Here is a 26,857-nt window from a genome sequence, read left to right as displayed (position 1 = left end):
GATCCCATCCTGGCATCGCGGCGAACTACGCGACTGGAAGGCAGCCACGATCAACGCCCGGATCGAGGAGGCCGCCGACAAGCCTAGCTTTCGCGACCCGTGGCGGAATGGTCGGTGCCTGATCCCGGCAGGAGGGTACTATGAATGGACCGGCGACCGCAGTCCCAAGCAGCCGCACCTGTTCCAAGCGGCCGGCAATGAGGACACCTTGTGGTTCGCCGGCCTGATCAGCCAGTGGCGAGACTTGCTGACCTGCACCATCCTGACCCGTGCCGCAAACGACAGCGTCGAGCCGATCCACGACCGGATGCCGGTGATTCTCGATACCGACGAACGAGAGGCCTGGCTGGGTGGCGCAGATGATCTGCCGTTTGGCGCTGGCGCGCGCGTGCGGCATCATCCGGTACGGCGGTTCGGGATCGCGGATGAGGGGGAAGAGTTGGTAGAGCCGTTCCACGGGTAGATCGGCCCATAGCTGCCGATCGTGCTCGGGTCGGGATTTCGCTTAAATTCTCGAGACCGGCCGTTCATGCTGACCGCAGCATTTTGGGGCTCCAGCGTCTGCTATGCGGGACATTGCTGTCGCCTGCGGCGTTGCCACTGTTTGCACCTCCGCCTTCTGCTCAAATCAAGGCGGAGCCTTTTCCACGATCAGATGCGGTGCGCCATCCGATGTTTTGCGATGGCTGCGTCCGTCCACGTCGAGTGTTCCACGGATGCGGTGGCGCCAATTCGAGAAGCTCTCAAACCGAACTGTATCAACCGGCTGGTTGAGTTTGATCTCCACATGACGATGCCCTGCCGGTCCTGACAAGCCGACGATCTCGCCGGTATATGCCTGACCCAGGTAATACCCTGTCACCCGATCTCCGACGGCAAGCTCGGGGGGCGCGTTTTGCCGGGTGACGCGGGCATGCAACGTATTCCAGTCCCGTGCCCCGTGTTGCCGGGCTATAAGTTCAAGGGCCTGCGCATGACTGACGACAGTGCCCCCGGCTTGCAGCGCCTGCCGGAGGGCTTTGGCCTGTGCCTTGACGGTATCGAGCGATGGCTGTGTCATGATCCCTCCTTGGCATGCAGTGTCGTGAAGGTTGCGTCGAAGATGCGGCCCCGGAAAATGATCGTCAGAGCCACAAGAAGCAGGGTGGCATCTGCGACAAGAAACGCAAACCAAAGGCCTGAAAGCCCCGAGTGCGCGTTCAGGACAATAATGAGCACAGGCGTCAGCAGCCAGGGTTTCACCAGGGTCAGAACTGCGGTTCGCAGCGGATGCCCCATCGCCTGAAAATGCATCGCGAGGATAAGGATCGGCCCGGTGACGGCGTAGAGCGCTGTCATGGGGCGCATGATTACGCCAACTGCGGTGATGACCTCCGGATCTTTGGAAAACAAAGCGCCGAGCGTTTCACCTGCCAGCATTCCAGTCAGTGCCACGCCAAGGCACCACAGAAACACGCACCCTATGGCGAGCCGCAGGGCCGCGTGCGCCCGGTCCATCCGGCCTGCGCCGACATTGTTCCCGGTGATGCTCTGGGTGGTCAACGCGATGGCCATCTGCGGCAGGAAGGCCAGACCAAGGACGCGCGTCACAACCCCGTAGGCTGCGACATAAGAATCGGGATCCGCTGCGGTGTTATCGATGCCAAGGAGGACGGTGCTGGCCACAAGCGCCATTCCAATGAAGCTCAGGCACAATGGGAGACCCAACGAGAGGATCTGCCGCCAGCCTGTCAGCCAGCTTGCTTGCCGGATAGTGCTGAGGGGCAAGAGAGCTGGATTACATTTGCGCACCAACAGAAGCAGCGCCAAGCCTAGTGCCTGCGCCGCCACAGTTCCGATCGCTGATCCTGCGATTCCGAGATCGAGGATCACGATCGCAATGTAGTTTGCTGCGACGTTCAGCAGATTCACGAGCACCGACAGCAGCGCGATAAGGCCTGCTCGCCCCTCGTTGCGCAGGGCATCAGCGTGCAAGCCCAGACCGAACAGCACGGGGGCACCCAGGATCAGGATCAGCAGATAATCCTTGGCAGGCCCCGCGACGGCTTCATTCCCAGTGGCAAGGAAGGAGACGATGCCCCGGCCAAACGTCAGCGCGCCAAGGATCACGACAGCGCTCATGGCGAAGACCAGCCCGTGCGCACCCGCAAAAACAGCACCTGCCTCACTTCGCGATCCCTTGCCCAGATGCCGGGCCAGAAGGCTCGACATGCCGCCACCCACCAAGGTGGTCAGAGCCGTCAACAGCATGACCACCGGAAAGGCCAGGCTGACTGCGGCAAGGGCTTGGGCACCGATAAAACGTCCCACAAATATAGAGTCGACCACGTTCAGCAGGCCGCCAGTTGACATGACCACCGCCATGGGAAGGGCGTTGGCCAAGAATAATCGTCTGACCGGCAGGGTCAGGAAGGGGTTCTCAATTGTATTGGCAGCGCGTCTGACAGACATCGCTCACTCCTCCAGAGAGGCATTTCGGATCGGGAGGGGGGCCTGCATTACCCACCTGCGAAATGCTTCGAGGGTGAGATGTCGTCTCGCTCCGGGCTTCACCGTGACTCGCGTCCGCAGGCGGCAGGTGCCCGGCACCTTGCCACTCGGATACAAGGAACTCGCCTTCTGGGCAATACGGTGCACTGATGGCGCTTCAGCTTCTGTTTCCGAAATGCCGCACATACGAGGCGCGTGGTCCTCCGTGCGGCCGCTTTGGGCTCTTCGCATCGAGAGAGCTACGCGTCCTGGCGCTGCCCGTGACCGTCCACTGTGAGAAGTGCCATCGACCCGTTCCACGACCACATGGGTCCGCTTCCCGCCCCATGCTGCCGCACGGCCGAACCATTATCGCAAGTGCTACCTCACCCCCCACTTGGCGAACACGGCCCCTGACAGCCCGAATGCGGCCACGACCGCTCCGATCAGCACCTCGATGTTGATCGTGAGCGTGGTGCCGTCGAAGGCCACGCCCCAGCCGGGGACAAGCGCGACCGCCGTCGCCAGCAGCGGCGACAGGACGTAGAGGACCATACGGACAAGTACGTTGGACATCGGAGGCTCCTTTCAGCCTTGGGGGGCCAGTGCGGCCCAGGTCATCGGCCCGACGATGCCGTCGGGAAGAAGTTCATTGCGGCTCTGAAATTCGACGACCGCGCGCCGGGTCAGCGGGCCAAAGGCGCCGTCTATGCCGGGGCCCCGCAGCAGGCGTTGCAGGTCGCGGACATGCTGGCCCGTTGCGCCCTGGCGCAGGACAGGGCGGATGGGGTCAGGTGCCACCGGCCGCGAGGACAGAAGCCGCGCAACCTCGGCCCGCAGTTCGTCGCCAATGGCGATGGGATCGCGGGCGCCGGGCCCGCCACGGGGCGGGTAGTCAAAGTCCCATTTTCCCGCCTGAACAACGCCCAGCGTTGGCTCGACCTCGGCATGACTCAGCGTGATGCGTGGCCCAGGCACGATTCCGTAACGGTCGCAGAGCCGCGCTGTCTCGGCCACCAAGGCATCGACCTGGACAGGCTTGACCGGATGCGTCCAGGGCACCGCACCGCCCCAGCCTGCCCCGGCCATGGCACAGATGGCCACGCCGATCGCGCCGGTGTTCAGGCCCCGCGTGTGGGCCGCATAGGTGCCGGGTGTCAGCGCACGGCCGGGTGCGTTGGCGGCGATGGCATGGTGCCCATCATGGACCTGCCCGTCCCCGTCGATCAGCCGATGATAGGCGCGACGATCCTCCGGGCCGGGGCTGTAGCCGCCACCGGTATGGTGCCAGACGATGCGGTTCATCATCGTGTTCTCCATATGAAAAAGCCCCGCAGGTGCGGGGCGTGTGCGTGACCGGGAAGGCCACATTTTTGTCTTAATCCGTGCGCAATCTGGGGAGGGTCAGAAGACCGGAGGCATTGATGGACAACGACCGTCGCATCGCGCTCCTGGAACAAGCGCTTGTCGATTACATCGAGCGATACGGGCTGACCGAACTGGCGCGCGAGGCGATGCGCCTCCAGTCCAAACCGGAACCCGACCCCCCAGTGGTCGGAAACAGAGGGGACGGGCCGGATACCACGACCTGATCGGGAATCGCGACATCGCCGCCAGAGTAGAGGCGCGGCTGGAGTTTCGCCAGCCGCGCCTCTCGACTGATCCTGCGCCGCGCTACAGCGCCTCTACCGTCAGCGCGTCGATCCGGTGCTGCGTCGTGGTGGGCGTGCCGCCGGTGTGCTGGAGGTAGAGTTGCAGGTTGGTCTCGTCCACCAGATCGGGCCGTTCGGCCAGCCGGAAGGTTTCGGTGATCGTGCTCGACCCGGACCCACCCGGAAGGTTGGTGTCGTAATAGAGCTGCGACGAGGCCGCGATCTCTCCGAACAGCGGCGAGGTATAGGCCCCGCGCCCCAGGCGCCGGACCAGCGCCGAGGCGCCCGACGATCCGGTCACGCGGGTGACAGTCAGCGTGACCCGGTATTGCCGCAGCGGATCCAGCCCCGGAATGACCAGCGTCGCGCGCGAAGTCTGGCCGCCGACCTGCGGGCCGATCACCAGCCGCCCCTCGCCATCAAAGGCGCAATCCGTCAGGGTCCAGCCAGCCGGATTGAGGCTATAGACCACCTCTGGCGCGGGCAGCGGCGGCGGATAGACGGCGGTCAGGTCATCGTCGTAATCCTCGACCTCGATCAGGCTGATGTCAAAGATCTCGATATTCAGCCCGCCGGTGCCTGCCGCCGGGGTTGGAATGCGCGCCCGCAACCACAGGTCCAGACTGGTCTCGCCCGGCGCCACGTCGATGCCAAAGGCCAGATTTTCCACCCGGCGGGTTGGGTTGGGGTCGATCACATAGGGCGCCACCACATCGGAGGCGCCGACCGTCTTGCCCACGAGCACCTCGATCCGCACCAGCTCGGAATCCACGTTATCCTTGGACATGGACGATCCGATGCCCAGCCGCAGCAGGTATTTGCGGCCAGCGGTCAGCTTCTTGCTGTCCCCGGTCAGGCGGATATCGAGGCGCGGGTTGGACCCGCTCTTGATCCCCACCAGCGCCCCGGCGCTGGTCGTGGCGGGGGTGAAATCGCCGGGATCCACATCGTCAGCCAGCCGGTCCCAATCCGGCGACAGGTTGCCCTGCACCTGGGCGGTGGCATTGTTGACGACGATGGTCCCGTATTGCTCTGGCCAGAACAGCGCCAGATCATTGCCCATGCGGCTGTCGAATATGACCTCATCCGGGACCGTCGGTGCGCTGAACACCGTCACCGTCTGGCTGACCGCCACGGCAGGCGTGCCGACCCCATTGTCGGCGATCACACGGTAGCTCAGGCCCTCCGCCAGATCAGGGATCGTGACGTTATAGCTGGCACCCACCGCCCCCGGAATATCCTCGCCATCGAGCATCCACTGGAATGTGTAGCTCGGGGCCGGGTGCACCGTGGCGGCCTGATAGCCCACCCCGGCATAGAGCGTGATATTGGCCACCGACAACACCTCGGGCGCCTCGACATAGTCGGGGAAGGCGGCGGCGGGCATCCGCTTGACCATCATGCGCGGCGCCACAGCGAATTCCGGCTGGGCATTGGTCACGGCGCCGGTGACATTGGCATAGCCACGCGGCGCCGCCTCGGTCTGGGTCGTGAAACGCTGATGGCTGGACCAAGGGCCGGGGCCATGCTCATTGTGCTGGCGCAGCTGCACATAATGCGGCGCGGCGATCAGGCCGCTGACCGATCCGCTGGCCGCGACATCATCGACCTGCACATACTGCACCTGATCCAAGGAGAACCGCAGATCGCGGCGGGTGATCGGCCAGGCGGATTTGTCCTTGCCCTGGAAATCATAGCTGAAGGACCGCGTTCCGCCCGTGACAGATGGCACGACGATTTCCGCCGGCACATGGGGATAGACCGCCGCGGGCATGGCATTGCGATGCGCGGCCCAGAATTGCGACCCATAGCCGGACAGCGCGCCGGTCGATGCCTCCCAGTCATTGGCCAGGCTGATGGCCGCGAAATGGTCGAAATAGGCGATCTTGGCGGCCCGGTCATTGGTCGGGTCCAGCGGCCCACCGCGCAATATCGCATCCACGCCGGTCTGACCGCCGGGGCCGTTTTGCAGCAGGCCCACGAACAGCGTCTCCAGCGCGCCGGGATGGCTGGTCATCGGCAGATAGCCCTGCTGTTCATTGTCGGAATAGGCCGAATTGCGCCCCTGCCCCAGCTGCTGGCACAGCCAGGCGGTGCCGACGGTTTCCGGCCGCACCGGGATATACTGTTTCTGCCGCAGAGAAGTGGGGCTTTCCCAGGCCACGGGGTAGCCCACCGCCGCCTCGGTCCGCCAGAACGGCTGTTGCAGCGCGCCAGTGCGCAGCTGGCTGTCGATCAGGTCCAGCCAATCCTGCCGCCCCAGCGCGAATGCCGCCAGCATCATATCCGGCCAATAGCCGTGATTCTGGCCCGCGCCCGCGCCCAGCCGATAGCCCATCTCCAGCTCGGCCAGCATCCACAGCCCCTGCCGGATCTTGCGCAGGGCAGTCAGCCGCTTGTCCACCGCCGATTGATCGGTGTGCAGCCACAGCCCCGCCCGCGCGAATTCGATGCCGTAGTACGAGGCATAGCGGGTGCCGGTGGATTCGTAGACGGTCTGGATCCTCGACAGCGCATCGCCACCCCAGCCATTGTGCAGCCGCCAAGGCTGGGTGCGGGTTTCCGCGTCGGCCTTGCTGAAGGTGCCCACGGGCGCCAGATTGCGCAGCACTCCCAGATTGACCGCCGCCTCGTGCCCCTTGATCTCGCCCAGCCCGCGTGTCGGGCACGGTGCGAAAAAGCCCTCGGGCGGGGCGGTCGGCACAAAGGACAGCACCGCAGGCGGCTCCAGGAACAACTGCCAGCCCGATCCACTGGACGGGTGGTCAATATCGCTGCGCCGCACCGACTTGATCAGCGAGGCGGTATCGTCTTGGTCGATCTTGACCCGCACGCCGGTTGCCCCGACCGAGACATTCAGCCCGTGGACATACCGCGACCGGCCACTGGTCTGGGCACTGGCGGCCCCGGACAGCAACTGGTCCAACGCCTGCACCCGGTCACCGAAAGGGTTGACGATCTGGCTGCCGCGCAGATCAGCGTCGCGCATCATCCCATGCGCCCATGTCAGGGCCGGGAATGCCGCATCCACCGTGCTGCCGCTGGAATAGCTGGGGTTGGCGTGGGCGATCAGCTCGGACGGCGTGCCATCCTGCACATAGATATCGCTGTCATGCGTGCCGATCACCGGCAGATCGCCCAAGGCGTCCCAATAGACCGGCACCTCGATCTGATTGCCCCCCGTCGCGGCATCCCAGAAGGTAAAGCTGATCCCGGCCACCGTGATCTCATCGGCATAGACCGGCGCTGCGGCAGGCACCGGCTCGGTTGGTTCGGTCGGCTCTGTCGGTTCCGTTGGTTCCGTGGGTTCGGTTGGCTCGGTCGGCTCTGTGGGTTCCGTTGGCTCCGTGGGTTCGGTTGGTTCCGTCGGCTCTGTCACCACAGCCTCGACCACGCGCGGCAGGGTGGCATAGATCACCTCGACCTCGCCCAGGCTGACCAGCTCGCGCACCTGCCAGCTCTCGCCGTCCTGCACCAGAGTATCACCGTCAAAGGCCACCCATTCCCCAGCGTCCAGCCGCATCTGCCGCACGGTGGAGGAATCGACGGGGTGATAGCTGCCCCAGGTCACGGCATCACCAAGCCTGTCACCTGCGTACAGCGCCGCCAGCACCGGGCCGGTGCCGGTGATCACCGGGGGCGTACCACCCGCGTGCAGCGCGACGGCTGCCAATCCGAACCCAAGGCCAAACATCACCAGACCCCAACAATTCCGGTGGCGGTGGTGCCCGTTGCCCAGACCCGCGTCACGCGCACCGGCAAGGGCGTGCCCACCAGCATCGGCAGGATGACCGGATCGCCACCGGCGCGCATCGTGACCTGCACCGTGCCAGCGCCGGTGCAATACAGCGCACGGGGCACCATCAGCAGATCACTGCCGTCGGACGGGGTGATCGCCAGCGCGGCGCTGGCCGGGTCCGCAAGCGCCGTGGCGCTATAGGTAAACATGTCAATGGGGGGCATCTCAGGCTCCTGAAGCTGAATTGTTAGACGGATGTCAGACGGTCAGCCCTTGCGGCTGGCCCAGCGTTCCAGCGCCGCCCCGGCCCCACGCGGGCCGAGGTAGGCAAGAAATGCGATCAGCCCGACTGTCACCTCGCGCGGGAAAGCGAAGTAGACACCGACGCTGTCGCCAATCATCGCCATGCCGAGGACCAGAGGCGCCTCCCATAGCAGATCCCACGACAGGATCGGACGGCGCTTGGCGCGCACTTCGCCCGCGTGATACATCGCCCGGCCCGCAAAGCCCGCGATCAGCGCGGTGGCCGCGCCACCGATGGCCCGGTTGATTGTCTCGATCAGGCCCGGATCGGGCGGTAGGTCGGCCATGGTCACTCCTGCGCAGATGTCGTGTCGGGATTTGGTCAGCCACCGGGGCCTAGTCCGGCTCGGTCTCCGGCTCTGGCTCGGGCTGGTGCAGACGCACATCGACCCAGCGGCCGCCGGGCGCGTCCATCGGATCGCCCGCGATCCACAGCCCATCATCCCAGACAGGGGCGGTCAGGGTGACGATCAGCACGCCATCCGCCCAGGTCGTGGCCACATGCACCAGACGATTGCCATTGTGATCGCGCGGCACCTCGATCTGCCAGCCGCTCTGCGCGAGGCCGTGGCTGCCGCCCAGCATATAGACCCCCAGCCCCACCCGCGTGATCGTCACGCCCGCCGCCATCGCATTGACCGCACCATCGCCCGCCGCGGCAAAGCCCTGATCGGGGTCCACCCCGCCGCCCACGCGGGCGATTGGGGACGCGGCCTTGACGAACCCGTTGCTGTCCACCGTCGTATTGGCGGTGTTGCGCACCTGGTGCCACGTGCCCCAGGTGCCGTTCATGTAGCGCCGGGTCCAGGTTTCTGGCGGATTGGCCGCACCCGCCCGCATGGCACGCAGGGTGAAGAACGTCGGGCTGAATCGCTCGACCACGACGGTGCCGAAGTTGCCCGACGAATAGCCGGGCGGCATATCGGTCTGATCCGTCGTGGTCGCGCCAAAGACATAGACCCCGCTGGGCGCATCGGTGCGCAACCAGCTGCCGATATTGGCCGGTGCGGTGGCCAGCGCGCCCCATCCATAATCGCCCGCCTTGCTCAGCCGCCCAGCGGTGGCGTCGGTCGAGGTCTGGGTAATGCCCGGCCCGGTGAACCGCCCCGTGACCGGGTCGACCACCAGCACGTCGCGCGGCACCGCCGCGCCATCCTCGGACAGTTGGAACGCCAGCTCTGACAATCGGCTGGCGTCCAGGGCGTTGACCTTGCGCATCGCTATGCGGCCTACCGGCACCGGGGCCGGATCGTCCAGCAATGTGACAGTCCATTCTACGCTCACACCCTCGCCCGCGCCCAGGTTCTGGCCGCCCTCGCGCCAGTCGAGCTTGAGGCCAGCCTGCGGTGCAACCGGCGCATCGTCGATGCTGATCGCGGGAACAGAGATTTCCAGCGGCCCCTCGACGCCCCCCGGCGCGCGGATCCGGCCCGTGTCGCCGTCGATCTCGAACACGCGGCGCCAGACCCCGGCCACGTCCACCGCCGACCACCAGGCGCGGGCGCGCGGCGTGCCGTCCGATCCGGTCGCGTGCTCATATCCGGCCTGCATCACCTCGCGCGTCGCATCGCGCTGCCAGGCAACGCGACCGCCCAGCGAGGATGTGGCCCCACGCGCCAGCGACACGCTGGTATGCATCCCGTCGCCAGCGACGATGCCATTCAGCGCCTTATCTTCCAGGACCAGCCGGGCGATTTCCAGGCTGCTGCCGCCCTCGCGGTCAAAGGTCGGCCAGCCCGCCTCATCCGGGGCGCCCGGCGTGCGGCGGCCCGGCGCCTCGTCGATATCGCGGCGGATCAGGATGTGCCGCGCGTCCATATCGGTCAGCTGCTGGCGCCGCCCGTCGAACGTCACCCGCCCGTCACCCAGGTCCAGCTGACCGGGATAGGTGATCTGGAAATCGCACATCAGGCCGGGGTGGGTGTCCGACAGCCAGGCCCCGACCCATTCGCCGCCCACCTCATCTGCGGTGGCATTCCAGCGCCGAAAGGTCAGGGTGCTGCTGTCCGTATCCCAATCCGCGACCGACCAGATCAGCGGATTGTCGGTGCCGTCGATCCCCGCGCGGGCGCAGCGCGGAATTGCCATGTTGTTGCAGACCCACCAAAGATCAAGATCGGCGTCATACCGCGTCGGGGTCTGGTCATAGCTATTGATGATCCCGGTGTGCCCGTAGAACACCGCGAAAATCCGGTCCGCATGGCGACGGATCAGGCCGGGGTCCGATGGCGTTCCCAGCACCAGTTGCGTGCTGTGGAAATCCAGCGCCGCCTTGACATAGGCGATACGCAATTGCAGCACAGTCTCATCGGTGATCGGCCCGTGCTGCCAGGTCTGCAACAGCCGGATATCGGTATACGGCGGGGCAGGCTCTGGCGTGTCGTCGTCGGCCCCTTCTTCGCCCTCGGGCGGCAGAGTGTCATCCTCGGGCGGAGCGCCGGCATCGTCGGCATAGGCATAGTCCACCCCGTAGGTCAGCAAAACGCCGTCCTCGACTTCCCCCAGAAACACCTGCGTCGCAGCCTCTGACCCATAGGCATAGGCGCCCACCGTCACCAGCGGCTGCCCGCCCCCGGCCCAGGACGTGGCCGCCGCCGAGGGCACCGTGACAGGATCGCGGGTTTCGGAATTCGGTTCTGGCCCATAGCCCACCGGGGGCTGGTGGATCACGATGTGCCAGAAATGATAGGGATGCGCCCGCATCACCCGGTCGGCGTAATCCACCGCATCACGCGGGATCTGCCCTCCTACGCCGCCGGATTCGGTGCTCATGAACATGAAACCCAGACGACCAATCGTCATCGCATAGGTGGACCGGCCAAAGACTTCGCGGAAATCGTCGAACATCCAGGCGCGTGGGTTCGTCTTGCCACCCCGACCCGAGACGTCGTGGTTGCCCGCCACCGCGAAAAAACGATCCAGGCTGATCCGCGCACGGCCCCAGACCTCGGGCAGCACCCGCCCCATACCCCAAGGGTAGGGGTCGCCCGGTTGCAACACCTCATCGGGATCCAGCCCGGCCGCACGAATCGTGGTGATATTTGTCGTGGAACAGGCCAGACGCTGGCCGATATCGCCGACGTGCAACATCAGATCGGCGGCGGGCAGTTGCGCACCCATGCTGTCCAGCACCCGCTCCAGAATCCCGAACTGACTGTTCTCCTGCCCCGGCGGCATCAGCGGATCACCGATCTTTGGCTGCCAGTCGCCGGTCACAATCGCGCGCAGGCGCGTCCGGCGCCCCTTGGTCATATCCGCTGCCCCACCCGCGAAGGTGGCCGAGGCCGCCGCCGACACCGCCGCCGCCTCGGCCGCCGCCTTGGCCGCAATGGCCTGTGCCAGCGCATCGGGCACATCCGGCACCGGGGCCGGGATCGCCAACAGGCTGGCCAGGGTGACGGGGCCAGAGGCGGGCACGGCGATACCGGGCAGCTGCACCACGATCTGCCGCCCCAGCGCGACCGACCAATATTGCACCGCCACATCGTAGATCGACCCACGGTCCAGCGTCGTGGTGGTCTGCAACCGCACGTCCAGCCAGCCCATGGCATCCAGCTGCGCCACCACCTCGCGCGGCATGATCAGGTGATCGCCCGTCCGGTCCCAGTCACGCAGCTGGAAATGCACCCGCCCGTGGCGCGGCGTCTCGCCATTGGGCAGGTCAACGGGGCCGGTGATCCGGGTCAACAGCATCGGCATGGGGTGCCTCTCAGATGAGTGTGATGGTTTGGGGGCCGCTGACCGGCCCGCCGATACCCGATCCGTTGATCGGCTCTATCCAGTAGCGATGCGCCCCGACACCTGGGCCGGGGTCAGTCCAGCTATCCGCCAGCGAGGCGGCGCCGAATTCCAGCCGCACCACCGATGCGTCGCCAAAGACGGCCCCCGCGCCCGCCGCGCGATAGATGCGGGCGGCGACATAGCGGGGGCTATTGGGCGCGGTCCAGCCCACCACGACGGTCGACCCGGCCACCGTGGCGGCAAAATCCTCGACCGCAGGGGGCGGGTCGGTATTGGCCACCGCCTGCACCACCACGGGCGCCTCGGGCACCCAGACCGACAGCCGCCCGGCATTGGTGCGGTTGCGCAGCTGCGCCTCATATTCCGCGCCGTCGATCAGTCCAGAGGACAGCAGATTGCCCTGCCCGCCGGGGATATCGACGATCTGCCAATCCGGCAAACCGGCATCCGGTGACCGGACGCGCAGCTGCTGGCGCAGATCCTCGGTCTGGGCAGGCCAGGTCCAGTCGATCAGCGCGACACCGCCGGTGCCCTCGACCACCTGACCCGACAGGCTGGCAGGCGCGGGCACCGTGCCATCCTCGGCCACCGAGGCGCGCAGCGTGCGCGGCGGCTCCAGCGCCAGGGCATCCGGCGTAAAATCCTCTGGCTCGACCGAAACCGCCTGAATCTGCCAGGTATGCGATCCGCCATTGCGGGCCAGCAGACCCACCTCGCAGCGGCAATCCAGCCCCAGTTCGGCGTGCTGGATGCGCACGAAACGCCGCCCCATCACCTGGCGCCCGATATATTTCAGGGTGCCGGTGATCGACCATTCCGGCTGGGCCGTGGCCGCCCAGCGACGGATCACGCGCCACGCCTGATTGTGGCTGTCGATCCCGAAACATTCTTCTTCCGCCCGTGGTGCCGTCGGATCGGGGTTGACGATGACCGCCCCCGACACCTCTTCGTTCCAGTCCCGCGCCGGTTCGACATAGCGCAGGGCGTAGCTGCCCACGGCATCAGGATCGGTGGCCTTGTGCTTGACCGTCAGGCTGACAAAATCCGCCGCTGTCAGGATCAGGTCCGGCTCCTGATAATCGCCAACCTTGAACCCCAGCTTGCCGTCCGACCGCTCGTAAAACCACGCATCGCAGCACATTTGGAGATGCGCGCGCGCCTGTTCCCAGGTCATATCCGCGCGGATCACGGTGTTGATCGTCCAGCGTTTTTGCGTGCCACCGTCGCGGTTGGTGACCGGCTGGTCGCAGATATCGGCCTCGGCTGCCACCTCGGCCCAATCCACCTGCTTGCCGTAGATGCGGGTGGCGATATCGGCGATGATCAGCGCGGCATTGTCGGTCCAGTCGGTGCTGTCGGTGCGCGGATCATAGACCGTATCGCAGCCATCCCAGACCGGCGCATAAGCCCATTCCCTGCCATTGGAATAAATCTGCGAAAACAGCTCTGTCGCGCAGCGCGCCGCGTAGAGGCCCGCATAGGACAGGCCCGCGAAATTGTCGCTGGCCCCCACTTCGGGGAATGCGGCCTGCCAGACCGGATCGGCGGCCTGCCCCGGCTGGCCGGTATAGGGCCGCACCTGACCGTGCCAGACGCCGGGATGCGACCCTTCGGGCCAGCGGATCGGATCGGTGGTGACAAAGCCGCCCGCGTCCAGCTCCACCTCGCGCTTGTCCAGGTAATGCACCACCGGCCCGCGCGTGGAATGGCAGGCGATCAGCACGCCATAGTGGCGCTTGCCCTTGGCATCCGACCCGCCGGGATTGACCACCGGCACCGCGGAATAGGCCGACAGGGCCATCGGCCCGCCCTTGCGCACCCGGCCATAGGCCCATTCGACGAAAGCCACGTCCTGCGCGTAGTTCGTCATGATCTCGGGCGGCGGCGGCATCTTGGGCTTGGGCATCAGCGCCTGTGACAGCAGCGACAGCCCGACCGAAACCACGATGCGCGACAGGAATGTCCCGCCCACCAGCCAGGCGCCTGCGCTCATTCCCGTCGCAAAGGCACCACCGATCCCAGCTGCCGCCCCGACCCCCGTGGTCAGCCCTACCCAGATGCCCTGCAAAAACGGCGCAATCGGCCCCGCCTTGGCCTGGCTGGGCGTGCACAGGCAGGTGGTGGACAGCAGCGCCGCCAGGATCCATCTACGCATGATAGCCCACCCCCCAGGCGCCCAGAACCTTGACCGGCGGCCCGTTGGCCACGCCGCCATCCGCCATCTTGACCGCCCAATCCCGGCCCAGGCACAGTCCGCCATGCGGGCGCAGCATCCCATCCAGCGGCAGCAGCAGCACGCCGACATCCCCGGCCACCGGGGCGCTGGTCAGCGCCAGCCCCGCGCGCTGCATCCGGGGGGCCACTGCCTCCAGCGGATGCGAGAAAAACCGCCAGACGCGCTGCGCCTCGGAGGCAGACTCATAGGTCAGGCGGATATCCTCGGCAGGATCGACCCCGCGCATCCGCAGCACCCAATCGGCTGGCAGGGTGATGCAATCGGCGCTGCCCCAGGCGTGGCGCAGCGCCAGCCAGCGGTTCAACTCGGCATAGAGTGGACTCATCATCCGAACAGCTTTTGCTCTTGGAACATGTCGGTCGGCATGAACCGCAGGCTCGCATTGCCCGCCCCGATCAGGCGGCTGTGATCGGCCACGGTATATTGCAGCCCCGGCGCGCGGTTGCGGCCCGTGAACGGCCCCTCGAAATTCAGGGTGATCCGCCGCTCCAGCGCGCCGGACAGATCGAACTGCACATCGCGGCCCCGCCGGGTCAGAAACCGCTGCGGCGGCAGGGTCGGGGCGTGAAATTCCGCCATCGACAACAGGGGTTGGTCCCAGAAGATGATTTCGCGGTCGCGGATGTAATCCGTCCCCAGCGCCCGCACCTCTGCAATCAGATCGGCGCCGTCGGGGTCGGGGATAAAGGCCAGCGTCAGGCTGCCCCCCGCCGCCTCGCCCTGTATCGACGGGCGCAGATCGCTGGCCCCGATCAGCCGCGACCCGATCCACTGGTGGCCGTCTACATCGGTGAATATCCCATCCACCCCGACCAGAAACCGGAACACCCCGTCCGGCGTGTCGATCGACACCAGATCCAGCACGCCGATCACCTCGGCCCGTGGGTCAAACGTCACTCAAGCACCTCGCAGATAGACTGACTCGGAGACCAACTGCATTATCGGCGCTGACCGATACACAGCGGAGGATTCGCCTTGGAAATGACCATCGACGAAGCGGTAGCGCGCCTGAACTCGCAGAATGCCCAAATTGCGAATGCAATGATGTCACTCGCACGCGCCATGTCAAAAACAGACATCGCCGACCGATGGATCGAGGAACTCGACAAGTTCATTGCAGCTGAAGGCCAACAGAATTTCCTGCTCAACCTTCGCGACACGCTTGCTCAACCCGCGCATCGAAATACTCACTAGGCTCAACCACGACGATATGGGCGCCGGAAAGAAATCCCCCGATCTGCGAAAGATCGAACTCCATCCTGATCAGTGCACCGCCCTCGCGTTCGATACGCGACAGCCGAGCACAGACTCGGATGGATTTCAGCGGAACGTCATTCGATGTCTCTGTATCGAACCTCATCGCGTGATCCACTCCACAAGATCCAACTGGGGCCGCGCCACACGGTCCAGCCCATAGGCAGGCAGGCCCATGGCGTCACCGGACGCCAAGAACACCCCGCGCGCGATCACGTCGATCTGCGCGCCGGCCGGAATTGCCACCCGCAACAGCTCCACCTGCAATGTGGTCGCCGCACCCGATCCGCTGCGCCCGGTCACCGCAAAGGGCCAATCCTGATAGGACAGAAAACTGCCCACGGTGATGGGCCGCGACAGGGCGGATTCATCGACCACGATGCTGGTGGCCCCTGCCGCCGCAGGCGCGGCGCAGGGCATCTGTGGGCGCGGCTCGACATACAGGCCCGACTGCCAGGCGGACCAGACCTCGCGCCACCCGGCCCCGGACCATACCGGACTGACCACCGGGTCGACCATCCGCACCCGATAGGCATTGACCCGGCCCTGCCCGCGCAGCACCAGCGCGCGCCAGGCGCCGACCATCTCGGGCGGCAGCACCAGCTGCGGGGCACCGACCCAGCGCGGGAAAGCGTTATAGACCACCTGGTCGGACCCATCTGTCCCGGTCGCAGGCGGCTGGCCGCGCCAGTCCGGGCGCCAGTCCACCGTCAGTGCGCGCAGGAACGGCAGCGGAATGTCGATGATATCGCGGATCACCGCAGCCCCCGCGCCTGCATGTCTTGCAGCATCGACGGCATGGCCAGTTGCTGCGCCCGCGCCATCTGCATATCGCCCTGGCCGGAGATCTCGGACACGCGCACATCGAAATAGGGGCTCGGGATAACCTCGACAGCGGTTCTGCTGGCCTGACCAGCATTGCCCAGCATCCGCTGGGTATCCAGTGCGGAATAGACCTGAGATCCGCGTGGCAGGCTGACCAGCTCTGCCCCGAGTTCGCCCACCATGGTGATGCCCCCGGCCCAGTTGGTGGTCCCATGGGCGTTCCGTCCGATCAAACCACCCAGCAAGCGCAGGATCCCGCCGCCGCCGCTGGCCGCCACCCCGGCAAGCGCCTGCCGGAACTGGGCCTTGGCAATCTCGGCGATCAGCGATGCAATGACCTTTTTCGCATTGCCACCCCGGAACATCAGTTCGTCGAACATATCGACAATGCTGTCGATGCCGCGTTCCGTCGCCTCGCGCATCTCTTCCAGCTTGTCCTTGGCCTGATCTGCATTCAGGCCCGCGTTCATATAGGATAGGGCCAGCTGGTCGATCTCGGCGGCCAATTCAGGCGTGATCTCGCGCCCCTCTTTTTTCGCGGCGTTCAGCAACTGGGCCTTCTTGCGGGCGAATTCCACGGCATCGCCTAGCTGGCGGTTGCCACTGGCCACGGCGGCCAGAACGATTGCCTCCGCCTCCAGCTCTGCGATGCGCGCGCGTGTCGATTCCACCTCTGCGGCAAAGCCGTCCCGCTTGCCGCCGCCCTTGCTCTTGCCTTTGCCGCCGACAGGGTCCTCCCACCAGGCATCATTCGGGGCACGGCGGGGGCGATTGCTCGGGATGGACGGATCAACGCTCCACTCCAGCCCTCGCGCCGCAATCTGACTTGCCTTGCTATCCTCTGTGTCTGGACCTCCGGGAAGGCTATCTTTCAGGCGCTGCGCGATTCCGATGGTATTCAACAGAGCCAGCGCCAAGCTACCGATCTGACCTATGACCCCGCCAAGCTTGATCCCGTCGATGTTTCTGATCTCATCATATGCCAACACGGCCTTGCGATTTACCTCCGCCAAACCCTCGGCAAATGCCTGAGCATTCTTGGTGGTGGCAAATTCAGCCAACAAGACACCGATTTCTCGCGCGTAGGCGCGAATTTGCGCCGCATCCGCACCGCGCTTCATCAGGTGGAGAGCATCGGCATCTTCGATGAGAGCAGATTCCAACGCTTCCGCTTGGCCACGAACGGTGTTCATTGCCTCGGAAAGTTCGACACTCAGTGCATCTGCAAGGTTCTTTGTCTCGGTCGCAAATGCACCCGCAGCGGATCCGAATAGATCCATGCTGGCCCCAAATGCGCCAAATGCCGTGAACCGCTCAAATTGGGCAAACAGCTCTCCGTGCTCCCTGCGCAGCCTAGAGTAGTCTTCCGCCGCCTCAAAAGCACCCACCACCATGCGCTTGAAGAAATTGTCTATCTTCGCGCCAATCTCTCCGAACTTGCGGTCGAGATCGTTTGCCTTCGCCACCAACTCGGAATCCATTACAATGCCGAGCTGATGCGCGCGCTCGATGGTACTACGCAGGCCAGACTCGCCCTGCCCCAGCAACTCAACAAACCGTTCGCCCGCACTGCCACCGAACAGCTCATCCGAGACCCGGATTTGCGCCGCCTTGTCCAACTGCCCCAGCCGACCGATGATTTCCAGCATCAGGGCAGAGGGATCCTTGAGCTTGCTGCGCAGATCGCTGGCGCTATATCCCAGCCGCGTGAATGCCTCTGCCGCCGCGCCGCCGCCGGTGACGATCCACTCATCGGCGCGCAGGGACAGTTCCTTGAACCCGTCCACCAGCTGATCCACCCCGATGCGGTTCTGTTCGGCCACGAATTTCCATTCCTGGAACGCGCGCAGGCCCAGACCCGACCGCTTGGCCTCGTCCCCCAGTTGCGCAATGCCCTTCACGGTGCCCGCCAGATCGGCATTCAGGCTGGACAGCGCCGTCGTGACCAGCCCGGCGCCCAGTCCGCCGACAAAGCCGGTGGCCAGACCCGACATGCGCGAAAATGCCGCCGACAGGCTGGTTTCAGCCTGCTGGCCAAAGGTCTTTACCCGCTTGCCGGACCTGTCCAATCCCCGGTCGAAATCCGTGGTATCCAGTCCAAGGAAGGCGCGCAGGCGCTCTTTCAGTGAAGCCATTCTTTCCAACTCCTGACCAGGCCACGGCTTGCGGCCACTTCACGATAGGCCCGCATCTGCGCGCGCAGTTCCTGTGCGGCTTCGGAGGGGGACCGGCGCTCTGGTGCGATCAGTGCGCCCAGTTTCGGGACGGTTCTGGTCCGTCCCAGCACGGCAGTGGACCAGGCCAACACCATCCTGTTGCGATGCGACGTTTCCAGCGCGGCCTCGCAGGCGATCAGATATTGGCGCGGGGTCAGGGACCAGAAGTGGTCCGGCGAAAGCCCGGCCGCGACAAAGCCCCGAAACAGCGCCGCCAGATCGGCAGCGCCCCCGGCTTTTTTCCGGCGGGCGCGTCCCCGGCGCCGGTGGCCTGCGGCATGGCAACGCCAATCGCGCGATGGGCAGCGTCGGGGTGTCGATCCAGCACAGCGCCCGCCATAGCAACACTGGCGCCCGGATCGTGGCGCAGCATCGCGGCCCAAACCATGGCCCGCAATTGGGTCGAGGATTTTACCCGACCCGCTTCAAGCTCTGCGATCCAGGGCAGGGCCTCCAGGCCCGTCTCCGCCTCGAACGCACAGAGCGCGTTGAAGTCCAGCCGCAGCAGCACCCGCCCATGATCCATGGGCAGGCGCACATCACCCGTCAGGCCCAGCATCAGGGTCAGACGCCCCCGCCGGGCAGGGTTTCATCGCCGCCGCCACCGGGCAGTGTCGCCTCGCCCGCGACAATGCCGCTGATGCGCAGCACCAGTGTTGCACTGGATTTTCCCTGCACCGGAGCGGTGCGGCCATAGCTGCGCACGTAGCAGGCGTAGACCTCGGGATCCAGATTGCTGCCTGCGGGCCGAATGCTGACCTGGATCAGTTCCTTGGTCTGATTCAGCACCCGCAGCAGCAGATCCTGCGGATTGTCCGGGATATAATCCAGCGGCAGGGACATTTCGCCATTGTCGGCCATGCCCGCGATGAATTCCTTGGTGCGATTGGGCGAGGAATGCGACGTGACGTCAATGTCATCCGCCTGCATCTGCGGGAATTCGAAATCCCCGACCCCTTCCAGCGTGGTCCAGTCGGGGGTTTCGCCCCGGCCAATGCGGACAACCGCGCCCCAGCCGATATTTACACCTGTGGTGCTCATCTGTCGTTCTCCTTAGTAGACGGGCGCTGCGCGCCACGAGGTGATCTTGAAACTGCGCACCAGCGTGCCGATGCGCTGACGCCCCTCGCCATTGAGCATCTGGCTCATGTCGGTGGGCAGGCAGGGGGTTTCGCGCGTGTAGATCGCGCCCATGACCGCCTGGATGATCGCGGCATCGTCGGCGTCCAGCTCGTCTTCCAGATCGTCACCGCCCTGCCGCTTCACGATGATCTGCAACAGGGTGTCATGTTCGAACCGGCCGCCAGAGGTCGGCTGTTGCTGTTCGCTGGCCGTGACAACACCCAGCACAGGCAGCGTTTCAGGATCGACCGATCCGGACCAGGTGGCCAGCACGGTCATATCCGCAAAGCGTGGCACTGCGGCCAGCGCCGCCCGCGCAGCACTGCGATAGCCAGCGCGCCATGTCATGGCGACACCTCGTAGAGATCAGCGTGCAGGAACGCATCCGACGCGGGCGATCCGCCCGGCCAGACCGCCTGCACCTCGAAGGTGCGGCCATTCTCCAGCGTGATCGTATCGCCGCGCTTCAGCTCTGGCGCATCCACCTTCGCCACTTTCCAGACCGGCCCGACATCCCGCACCGGGTGGCCGTCGCGGTCCAGAAGATCGACCGGAGATTCCCGGAAGATCGACTGGATCACGCGCGCCGCGCCGCCCGCCGGGGTGTAGGAAACGGGGGCGCCCAGCAGATCGGAGAACACCCCCACCATCCCGTCGAAAAAGTGGCTCATCAGGCAGCGGCGGCCGGGACGGCGCCATTCAACCGCACAACGCCCGTCGCGGACGGGTTCGATGCAACGGCCAGTGCGGCACCAACCAGCACGTTTCCGCTGGTCGTGGCCGTGGTGCAGACCCCCGTGCCGGGAATCACATAGATGGCCTGCCCGACCGCCCATGCCTGCGCCGAGGTTTTCGGCACCGTGAAAACACCCTCGGTCACGATTTCGACAGGGGCGCCCGACAGCGCGTCATGCTGGGCGATGCCTGCCAGCAAGCCGACAACAACCAGCGTGCCGCTGGTGATATCGCGCGGGGCCGGGACGCTGACAACGTGACCCGGCTGGATGTAGTTCTTTGCCATTGTGGCCTCCGATTGGATTGCACAACAAAGGGCGGCCCGAAGGCCGCCCTTTGTCCGGTGATCAGATCAGCGCCCGATCAGGCGCCGGCGTTCTTGTAACCGCCGCGGAAGTCGATGGCCCCGACCCCGAAGTCATGTTCGATGCTGAGCTGCATCCCCTGACGCCCGAACGGTTCCTCCATCCGGGTGCGCGGGGCCGCCGCGCCTTCCAGATAGCCATAGACAAAGCAGGGCAGATCGGCCGGATCGGCCAGCAGATACCAGGCGTTGCCGGTGATCCGGGCCGAAGGCACCACCTCCAGAATCCCGGCAAAGGGGTTCACATTGCCCGCCTGATCGGCCTGGATCGGCGCCACGATCTGCTGCGCCTCGGTCAGCTTGTCGGGTCCGACCAACAGGATCGACGGCAGGATGCCCAGCAGGTTCTTGTCAACCGAGGTCTGTTTCATCATCGCCGCCCGGCCCACAGACAGCGAGGTGACGTTGATGGCCGCTGCCGTCGCCGCCTTGGTGCCATCGGTGGTGTTGAACACCTGCCGGGTGGTTTCCGCCAGGGTCGGGCCGTCACTGCCTGCACCGCCCAGCATCATCTTGTAGAAGGTGGCATCTTCGAACCGCGACACGGCGCGGCCCTGATCGGCAATCGTGTCGGCAATCGCGCCGATATCATCGTTGATCAGGGTCTGACGGGTGATCGACATCGCAATGCCATAGGACACCAGCGCGACCGTTTCCGCCTTTTCCCCGATGGTGCCATATTTGATTTCGCCGCCTTCGCCGATGGGCTGAAGCGTCGGGAAATCACCCGGACGGATGATCGGATGGGGCCGGAAATCGCGGAAGGTTTTCTGCCGCGCGATCCGGCGATAGGTCGGATTGGCCTCGCGGTAGCGGGTTTCCAACTCCTTGTTCAGCGCGTTCTGCAACGACAGCGGGAAATCGCTGGTCGAGTGCATCGCCATGAACACCTCCAGCCGGTCGTTGGCGGTGCGCAGCGGGCCACGATGGCCATTGCTCAGCGCCGCCATCTCGGCCAGCGACAGCGACATGAACGGACGCGCCCGATCATCGGTCGGTTTGCGGCGCCCGATCTGCGCCGCCAGCGCCTCGGTCATGCCAATGCGGCGCGTTTCGCGCTCGTCGCGGGTGATCCGGGCGGTGGCACCGCCGGGCTTGTGCTTGGTCACGCTCGGTCCTTTCTCGCGGTAATGGGCAATCACGCCCTGAATGGGGGTGCGCTTGGCGATGAAGTCGCGGGCCGTCGCGACGGTCCCGCCATGCATGGACACCAGATCGAGGATCGCCACGGCATCGCCGTCTTCCTCGTCTTCGGTCTCTGCGCCTTCGGCCTCGGCCTCGTCGGGATCTTCGCCGCCTTCGGCCTCCGCCTCGTCGGCATCTTCCTCGGATTCGGCGCGCGCTTCGGCCTCATCCTCGAGTTCCGCCTCGGGCTTGATATCCTCGTTGTCGTCTTCGGCCATGGTGGTGGCCGTCTTCGCAGTGGGTTTCTTGGCCATCTCAGGCTCCTGTCTTGGGGTGGAAATGCCGCACATAAGGGCCATGACGGCCCGTTTTCCGGGGCCTTTGGCCCCTGCCCCCGACAACAGGTGCGGCGGGGAATTTGCATAGACGTGATACGGGAACCGCGCGGCGGCGCTGGCCTCGACATCGCCAACGTCATCCGCGAATCCGGCTGCAATGGCCTCGTCCGGGCTGAACCACGTCTCCGCGCGCATGATTTCTCGGGCCGCTTCGGCGTCGATACCGGCGCGCTCGGCATAGATCGCGGCATAGCCATCGGCCAGACCCGCCAGCATATCGGCCACGGCGCGGTGATCGTCCTCTGTCCCGCGCCCTTGGGTGAACCCAACCGCAGGATCATGGATCATCAGGGATGCGCCCATGCGCATCGTGATCCGGTCCCCCGCCATGACAATCAGGCTGGCTGCACTGACAGCCGTTCCCGATACCACGACATGGACCGATCCGGGGTGATCCTTCAGCAGGTGATAGATGGCCAGACCTTCCGAAGCGATACCGCCCCCGGAATTGATATGGACCGTCACGTCACCCTGCCCGGCCAGCCAGCCCCGGACATCGGCCGTCGTGAAATGCGGGTCTTCGGGCCAGAAGGCTGCGCCCACCGACCCTTCCAGATAGATGTCACCCCGCATCGGCGTAAGGCTCCGACGCCATGCCATCGGCGGGCGCATCTACCGGGTCGGTGCCCGATCCGTCGATGTCGGGGCCGACAATCCCTTCATCCGAAGGCGGAGGATCCTCCGATGGCATCGGGTCGGTATCACCGACAAGGGCGCTCAGCCGGTCGCGCAGTCCAACCGCATCGGCACGGCTGATGCGGAACGGCAGAATCGTCTGCGGGGCGGTCGGCGAGAATGGCTGGCGAGACCCGTGAATAAGGACCATCACGCCACCGTCTGCCGTGGAATGCACGCTGATGCCCCGCGACAGGAACAACGCTAGGTATTCGTCCCTCTTTCCAGCGCCCCGGCGGGGTCGAGGGAACTCGTCCTGTCGGCTGTCCGAAGCGGCGCTATGATACGCATGTGGCATCAGCCCGGAATCGTCTTCTCTACGCATTGGCGTCTCTTTCCTGCTGGTCTGTTTCGGATTGTGCCGCCGCTGCCTGCGACGGGGCTTTCAGTGCGGCCAGGGATTGCCGGGTTTCCGCATCCGCCTTGATTTCGGCGTCGATTTCGCCCGGCTCGTACCCCATGCGCCGGATCTCGGCGGGGCGGCTGGACAGGCCCGCCTCGATCTTCTGGACCGCCACCTGGGTTTCCGTCTTTGGGTCGGCCACAGCGGGCGGCGGCGGTGTATAGGCGATACGCGCCTTGCTCAGGGCCGAGACCTTCTTTGGATCGGCATAGGCCCAACTGCGCAGAAACCACTGACCCATGGGGGCACAGAGGCGCGGCATGACCAGCGTCCACTGCCATGCCTCGACATTGGCGGCCATTTCCATCCGCCCTATGCGGGCCGAACTGTAGTTCACGCCTGACAGATCGCCGGTCAGCGCCTCGTACGTGATGCCCAGCCCGGCCGCGATCCGGCGCAGATGCACCCTGGCGAAATCGTCATAGCCAGTCACATCCGGCGGGGTGGCGAAAGAAATTTCGTCATCACTGCCGATTTGCTGGATCATGCCCGGTGCCAGCTTTGACGGAATGCCGGAGGCCGGGCCTTCCTTGTCCGACCGCCAGAACACCGCAAAGCAGGCAGCGATCTTCTGACGCATCATCTGCGCCTCGTCGTTCTCGGCCAGCGCCACCAGATCGTCCAGGACCGGGGCAAACCAGCTGACACCACGCCTCTGGCCAGCCCGATCCGTGCGGTAGAGGTGGATCACCCGATCTGCCGGAATGCGCGAGGATGTCAGGCCGCGCCATTCCGGGTGCCAGACCGCACTGCCCGGATGCTCGTCGTACAGGTGATAGGCCACCACGCGCCCGTCCGGGCCATATTCGATTCCGTCATACAGGGTGTTTGCCGGGTTCCCCGCGCGACCCTGCATCCGGTCATCCAGATAGTCCGCCTCCAGCACCCGCACCTGAAAGAAGCTGTCCGGGCCGGATTCGCGTGGCATTATCATCAGCGACTCGCCATCGACGATCATCGCGCGCACCATCAGCCGCTGCATCGCGGCCAGGGTCGAAGCACCGTCGGCGTCGATCCTGACCGTGTCCAGCAGCGACTGCTGCACCTTCCAGGCGTCGCGCAGCTCCGTATCGTCGCTGATCAGCTTGGGCTCGATCCCGGTTCCGATCACTGCGTTGACCAGCACCTGGACCGCGCGTTCGGCCACGGCGTTGTTCCGCACCACATCCCGAACCGACAAGGCGATCTGGCGCCGGGCCACGGCCGACACGGCATCGGCATCACCCGCGACGGCCCGAACCGACGGGCTGCGACGAGGCAGCGATCCGGCACGATAATGCGCCATGGCTTGCAGCGACATCCGCGCCTGCGCCCGGCGCAGCCCGGCGCGCGGGCTGACCACCGCAATGGCCCGATCCAGCAGATTCATCAGGGACGTTCCATGAACTGGGGGTAATGCTGGCGGCTGGGCGCACTTTCGCCAGCCACCGATGCCTCCATTTCCGCCAGGAGCGAGCGCATTTCCGCCAAGCTGCGGAAGGTGATCTGTTCCTCTCCGACCTTCACCTGACTGGCGCCCTTGGCGATAGCCGACCGCAGGCGGGCCACGTCTGTTTGGGTGTAGCTCATAACCAGTCGTTCCCCCTGTCGGCGATCCAGCCGGGTTGATCTTGTTGCGGTTCAGGCGCAGGTGGCGGGGCCGTCTGCCGTGGTGCTCTGGCCGCTGCCTGCTGGGACAAGGGCACCACTGGCATTGCGGCGTCGAACAGATCGGCCTGGGCCTCTGGCGGCGCGATGCCGCGTTCGGCTTCCATAATGTCCCACTGTCCATCCGTCATGGCGGTCCAGCCGCGCTTGCGGGCGGCGGCTTCGGAATAGATCATGGTGTCCAGGCACTCGTTGCGGCGGCTTGGCTCGACCAACTCCCAGCTCGACACCATAACGCCCGACCGGCTGCGCTTGAGCACACGCACTTCGGACGTGATCTGGCGGTAGTATTCGTCCCCCAGCCCCAGGGCAAAGGCGATGAACCCGCGCTCCTGCGCGTCTTCCTTGGCCAACCAGGCGTAGAAATCCGCCTTCATCTGGCTGACATTCAGCATCCAGCCCCGCCGCTGGCGCTTGATCACACGGCCATTGGCCTTGCGATCCGCCTGGGGGCGCAGGGTTGGGCCATTACCAGAGGAGGAACCCTTGATCAGGATCACCCGCGTCCAAGGGTGGCGCTTGGCCCAGTCCCGCACATCTTCCGTGAACGCGCCCTCGTCCACCGCCATCATGTCGATCTGCAACGGCAGGCCCAGTGTGGTGCGCCAGGTCGATTTCAACAGCGCATCCAGACCGGCGCGGCCTTCATCGTCGCCGATATGATGCGGGATCACACGATGTTCGATCACCCAACGCCGATAATTGCGCCCATAGGCCACCAGAGTGACTTCTATGCGGTCAGCCTGGCAGTCCACCCCGGCGGTCATCAGAACGCCACAGGCAGGAATGCGACCGATCGGCAGATACTGCCCCTCCTCGGCCAGTTCGACCCGGTCGCGCAGCTTTTCCCAGTCCGGGCCCTTGCTGGCCTGTTCATAAGGCAGGCCCAACACGTCGTTCCAGAAGGTCTGCTCCGTCTCGGCCTCGACCTTGTCGGCGGCATCCTCTTCGGTTGTGATATTGGCCGGACTGCCCGTCCAGCCCATCACCTGGGCATATTCCACTGCGATACTGGCCCAGTCCCTTTGAGGCACATAGGCACGCCACAGGTGAAACCCAGGGTGATCCCCCCGCGGATTGTGGCGCACCCAGCGCCCAGCGGCGACCATCTGCGCCTTGTGCTGGTGGCCTATGGCCACGTGGCAGCTATCGCAGGTGAAATGCGCCGCGTGCAGCCGCTCTGGGTCAATCGACTTGCGAAAATTCTCCCAGGTCAGGGGGGCCATGTGGCCGCAATGCGGGCATGGCACATGGTAGTGTCGCTGATCCGACCGCAGATAGGCCCGCGTGACGCGACAGGTGCCCAGAACCTGCGGCGTGCTGATCCGCAGGATCTTGGCATCTTCAAAACCCGATGCCCGGCTTTCGGCCAGTTTCTCGGGATCACCCTTCGGCGTCATTTCGAACTTTCTGACGTCATCCATGGCAACGAACCGCCGCGTGGTGCCTGCAAGATCATCGGGTGACCCCGCCGACGTCACCTTGAGCGATCCGTCCCGCGCCAGTGTTTCCTGGTTGGACAGCGTGTCGGTCTGATCGCCACGCCCTTCGCCGAAGATCGCCCGCAGGGCTGGGGCCTGCCGGCGCATCGGCATCCACTTGTTGCGCACCCATTCTGTCGCAGCCGACGTGGTGGGGTGAACCACCAGACTGTCCAGCGGGCCATATTCGTGCCACGCGGCAACCGCAGGATTCAGGACCGACACGGTCTTGCCCCATTGCGCGCTCCCCCGGATTGTCACCTCGCGCGCCGGATGTTCCGGGCTCAGCACCTCGTGGATCTCGCGCAGGAAGGGAAAGCGCGCAATTCGGAACGGTCCCGGAAACGGAGACCTTTCATCAAAGACGATATTGTCTTCGCACCACCGGGTGATGTCGGGGGGTGGCGGTGGCAACATGGCCTGAGCCAGCCCCCGCAGAACGGCGGCCTCGGCCGATGACAGAAACCCCATT

At 65.3% G+C, this 26,857-nt stretch carries 26 protein-coding genes; 3 read left to right on the top strand and 23 right to left on the bottom strand.

Annotated elements, in window-relative coordinates; translation table 11 throughout:
- A partial coding sequence (locus BW970_RS18135) for an SOS response-associated peptidase (protein WP_076534075.1) occupies nt 1-463 on the top strand: 463 nt, incomplete at its 5' end.
- Between the two features lie 165 nt (nt 464-628).
- Here the strand turns inward: BW970_RS18135 and BW970_RS18130 are convergent.
- From BW970_RS18130 to BW970_RS18115, 4 genes are all read right to left on the bottom strand, one after another.
- On the bottom strand, nt 629-1,060 hold the full coding sequence (locus tag BW970_RS18130; RefSeq protein ID WP_076534073.1) for a glyoxalase superfamily protein: 432 nt from the start codon (nt 1,058-1,060) through the stop codon (nt 629-631).
- On the bottom strand, nt 1,057-2,451 hold the full coding sequence (locus tag BW970_RS18125; RefSeq protein ID WP_076534071.1) for an MATE family efflux transporter: 1,395 nt from the start codon (nt 2,449-2,451) through the stop codon (nt 1,057-1,059). Before BW970_RS18125 ends, BW970_RS18130 begins: the two co-directional genes overlap by 4 nt.
- Before the next feature lie 399 nt (nt 2,452-2,850).
- A complete protein-coding gene (locus BW970_RS18120; RefSeq protein WP_076534069.1) occupies nt 2,851-3,045 on the bottom strand; it encodes a hypothetical protein in 195 nt (64 codons plus the stop codon).
- Between the two features lie 12 nt (nt 3,046-3,057).
- The gene (locus tag BW970_RS18115) at nt 3,058-3,777 is read right to left on the bottom strand and encodes a peptidoglycan recognition protein family protein (protein WP_159441472.1); all 720 of its coding nucleotides are present in this window, start codon (nt 3,775-3,777) and stop codon (nt 3,058-3,060) included.
- Between the two features lie 116 nt (nt 3,778-3,893).
- Here BW970_RS18115 and BW970_RS20825 point away from each other — a divergent pair, with 116 nt between their 5' ends.
- On the top strand, nt 3,894-4,061 hold the full coding sequence (locus tag BW970_RS20825; RefSeq protein WP_159441471.1) for a hypothetical protein: 168 nt from the start codon (nt 3,894-3,896) through the stop codon (nt 4,059-4,061).
- 82 nt (nt 4,062-4,143) lie between these two features.
- Here BW970_RS20825 and BW970_RS20950 read toward each other — a convergent pair whose 3' ends face one another.
- Genes BW970_RS20950 through BW970_RS18080 form a run of 7 tightly spaced genes read right to left on the bottom strand, consistent with a single transcriptional unit; the run spans nt 4,144 to nt 15,037 of the window.
- Entirely contained in the window at nt 4,144-7,815 is a 3,672-nt protein-coding gene (locus tag BW970_RS20950; RefSeq protein WP_188475577.1) for a hypothetical protein, read from the bottom strand.
- On the bottom strand, nt 7,815-8,084 hold the full coding sequence (locus BW970_RS18105) for a spike base protein, RCAP_Rcc01079 family (RefSeq protein WP_076534064.1): 270 nt from the start codon (nt 8,082-8,084) through the stop codon (nt 7,815-7,817). Before BW970_RS18105 ends, BW970_RS20950 begins: the two co-directional genes overlap by 1 nt.
- 42 nt (nt 8,085-8,126) lie before the next feature.
- Nucleotides 8,127-8,450, bottom strand: a complete 324-nt coding sequence (locus tag BW970_RS18100; protein WP_076534062.1) for a phage holin family protein — start codon at nt 8,448-8,450, stop codon at nt 8,127-8,129.
- 49 nt (nt 8,451-8,499) lie between these two features.
- Nucleotides 8,500-11,862 (bottom strand): pyocin knob domain-containing protein, encoded by a 3,363-nt coding sequence (locus BW970_RS18095; RefSeq protein WP_076534060.1) that lies wholly within the window; start codon nt 11,860-11,862, stop codon nt 8,500-8,502.
- Nucleotides 11,863-11,872: 10 nt separating this feature from the next.
- Nucleotides 11,873-14,059 (bottom strand): phage tail protein, encoded by a 2,187-nt coding sequence (locus tag BW970_RS18090; protein ID WP_200799314.1) that lies wholly within the window; start codon nt 14,057-14,059, stop codon nt 11,873-11,875.
- Complete coding sequence (locus tag BW970_RS18085) at nt 14,052-14,468, bottom strand: DUF6950 family protein (RefSeq protein WP_188475578.1); 417 nt, start codon at nt 14,466-14,468, stop codon at nt 14,052-14,054. Before BW970_RS18085 ends, BW970_RS18090 begins: the two co-directional genes overlap by 8 nt.
- A complete protein-coding gene (locus BW970_RS18080; protein ID WP_076534056.1) occupies nt 14,465-15,037 on the bottom strand; it encodes a hypothetical protein in 573 nt (190 codons plus the stop codon). The genes BW970_RS18085 and BW970_RS18080 overlap by 4 nt, the downstream gene beginning before the upstream one ends.
- 84 nt (nt 15,038-15,121) lie before the next feature.
- Here BW970_RS18080 and BW970_RS18075 point away from each other — a divergent pair, with 84 nt between their 5' ends.
- Nucleotides 15,122-15,334 (top strand): hypothetical protein, encoded by a 213-nt coding sequence (locus BW970_RS18075; protein WP_076534054.1) that lies wholly within the window; start codon nt 15,122-15,124, stop codon nt 15,332-15,334.
- A 162-nt stretch (nt 15,335-15,496) separates the two neighbouring features.
- Here the strand turns inward: BW970_RS18075 and BW970_RS18070 are convergent, their stop codons facing one another.
- The 12 genes from BW970_RS18070 to BW970_RS18015 form a co-directional block, all read right to left on the bottom strand.
- On the bottom strand, nt 15,497-16,153 hold the full coding sequence (locus BW970_RS18070; RefSeq protein ID WP_229740553.1) for a hypothetical protein: 657 nt from the start codon (nt 16,151-16,153) through the stop codon (nt 15,497-15,499).
- A complete protein-coding gene (locus tag BW970_RS18065) occupies nt 16,150-18,354 on the bottom strand; it encodes a hypothetical protein (RefSeq protein WP_076534052.1) in 2,205 nt (734 codons plus the stop codon). Before BW970_RS18065 ends, BW970_RS18070 begins: the two co-directional genes overlap by 4 nt.
- A 235-nt stretch (nt 18,355-18,589) precedes the next feature.
- Entirely contained in the window at nt 18,590-18,994 is a 405-nt protein-coding gene (locus BW970_RS18060; protein WP_076534050.1) for a hypothetical protein, read from the bottom strand.
- Nucleotides 18,995-18,999: 5 nt separating this feature from the next.
- On the bottom strand, nt 19,000-19,476 hold the full coding sequence (locus BW970_RS18055; RefSeq protein ID WP_076534048.1) for a phage tail tube protein: 477 nt from the start codon (nt 19,474-19,476) through the stop codon (nt 19,000-19,002).
- Nucleotides 19,477-19,488: 12 nt separating this feature from the next.
- Entirely contained in the window at nt 19,489-19,905 is a 417-nt protein-coding gene (locus BW970_RS18050; protein ID WP_076534045.1) for a hypothetical protein, read from the bottom strand.
- Nucleotides 19,902-20,228: a head-tail joining protein gene (locus BW970_RS18045; protein WP_076534043.1), complete on the bottom strand. Its 327-nt coding sequence runs from the start codon at nt 20,226-20,228 to the stop codon at nt 19,902-19,904. The genes BW970_RS18050 and BW970_RS18045 overlap by 4 nt, the downstream gene beginning before the upstream one ends.
- The gene (locus BW970_RS18040; protein WP_076534041.1) at nt 20,228-20,578 is read right to left on the bottom strand and encodes a DUF2190 family protein; all 351 of its coding nucleotides are present in this window, start codon (nt 20,576-20,578) and stop codon (nt 20,228-20,230) included. The genes BW970_RS18045 and BW970_RS18040 overlap by 1 nt, the downstream gene beginning before the upstream one ends.
- A 77-nt stretch (nt 20,579-20,655) precedes the next feature.
- A complete protein-coding gene (locus BW970_RS18035) occupies nt 20,656-22,752 on the bottom strand; it encodes a head maturation protease, ClpP-related (RefSeq protein ID WP_076534039.1) in 2,097 nt (698 codons plus the stop codon).
- Entirely contained in the window at nt 22,742-23,179 is a 438-nt protein-coding gene (locus BW970_RS18030; RefSeq protein WP_144039019.1) for a hypothetical protein, read from the bottom strand. The genes BW970_RS18035 and BW970_RS18030 overlap by 11 nt, the downstream gene beginning before the upstream one ends.
- Nucleotides 23,172-24,626: a phage portal protein gene (locus tag BW970_RS18025; RefSeq protein WP_076534033.1), complete on the bottom strand. Its 1,455-nt coding sequence runs from the start codon at nt 24,624-24,626 to the stop codon at nt 23,172-23,174. The genes BW970_RS18030 and BW970_RS18025 overlap by 8 nt, the downstream gene beginning before the upstream one ends.
- Nucleotides 24,626-24,826: a phage head-tail joining protein gene (locus BW970_RS18020; RefSeq protein WP_076534031.1), complete on the bottom strand. Its 201-nt coding sequence runs from the start codon at nt 24,824-24,826 to the stop codon at nt 24,626-24,628. Before BW970_RS18020 ends, BW970_RS18025 begins: the two co-directional genes overlap by 1 nt.
- Nucleotides 24,823-26,856 (bottom strand): phage terminase large subunit family protein, encoded by a 2,034-nt coding sequence (locus tag BW970_RS18015; protein ID WP_076534028.1) that lies wholly within the window; start codon nt 26,854-26,856, stop codon nt 24,823-24,825. The genes BW970_RS18020 and BW970_RS18015 overlap by 4 nt, the downstream gene beginning before the upstream one ends.
- Nucleotide 26,857: the final 1 nt, after the last annotated feature.

The sequence above is a fragment of the Gemmobacter megaterium genome, assembly GCF_900156815.1.
GTDB lineage: Bacteria > Pseudomonadota > Alphaproteobacteria > Rhodobacterales > Rhodobacteraceae > Wagnerdoeblera > Wagnerdoeblera megaterium.
This window is presented reverse-complemented; position numbering and strand designations above follow the sequence as displayed.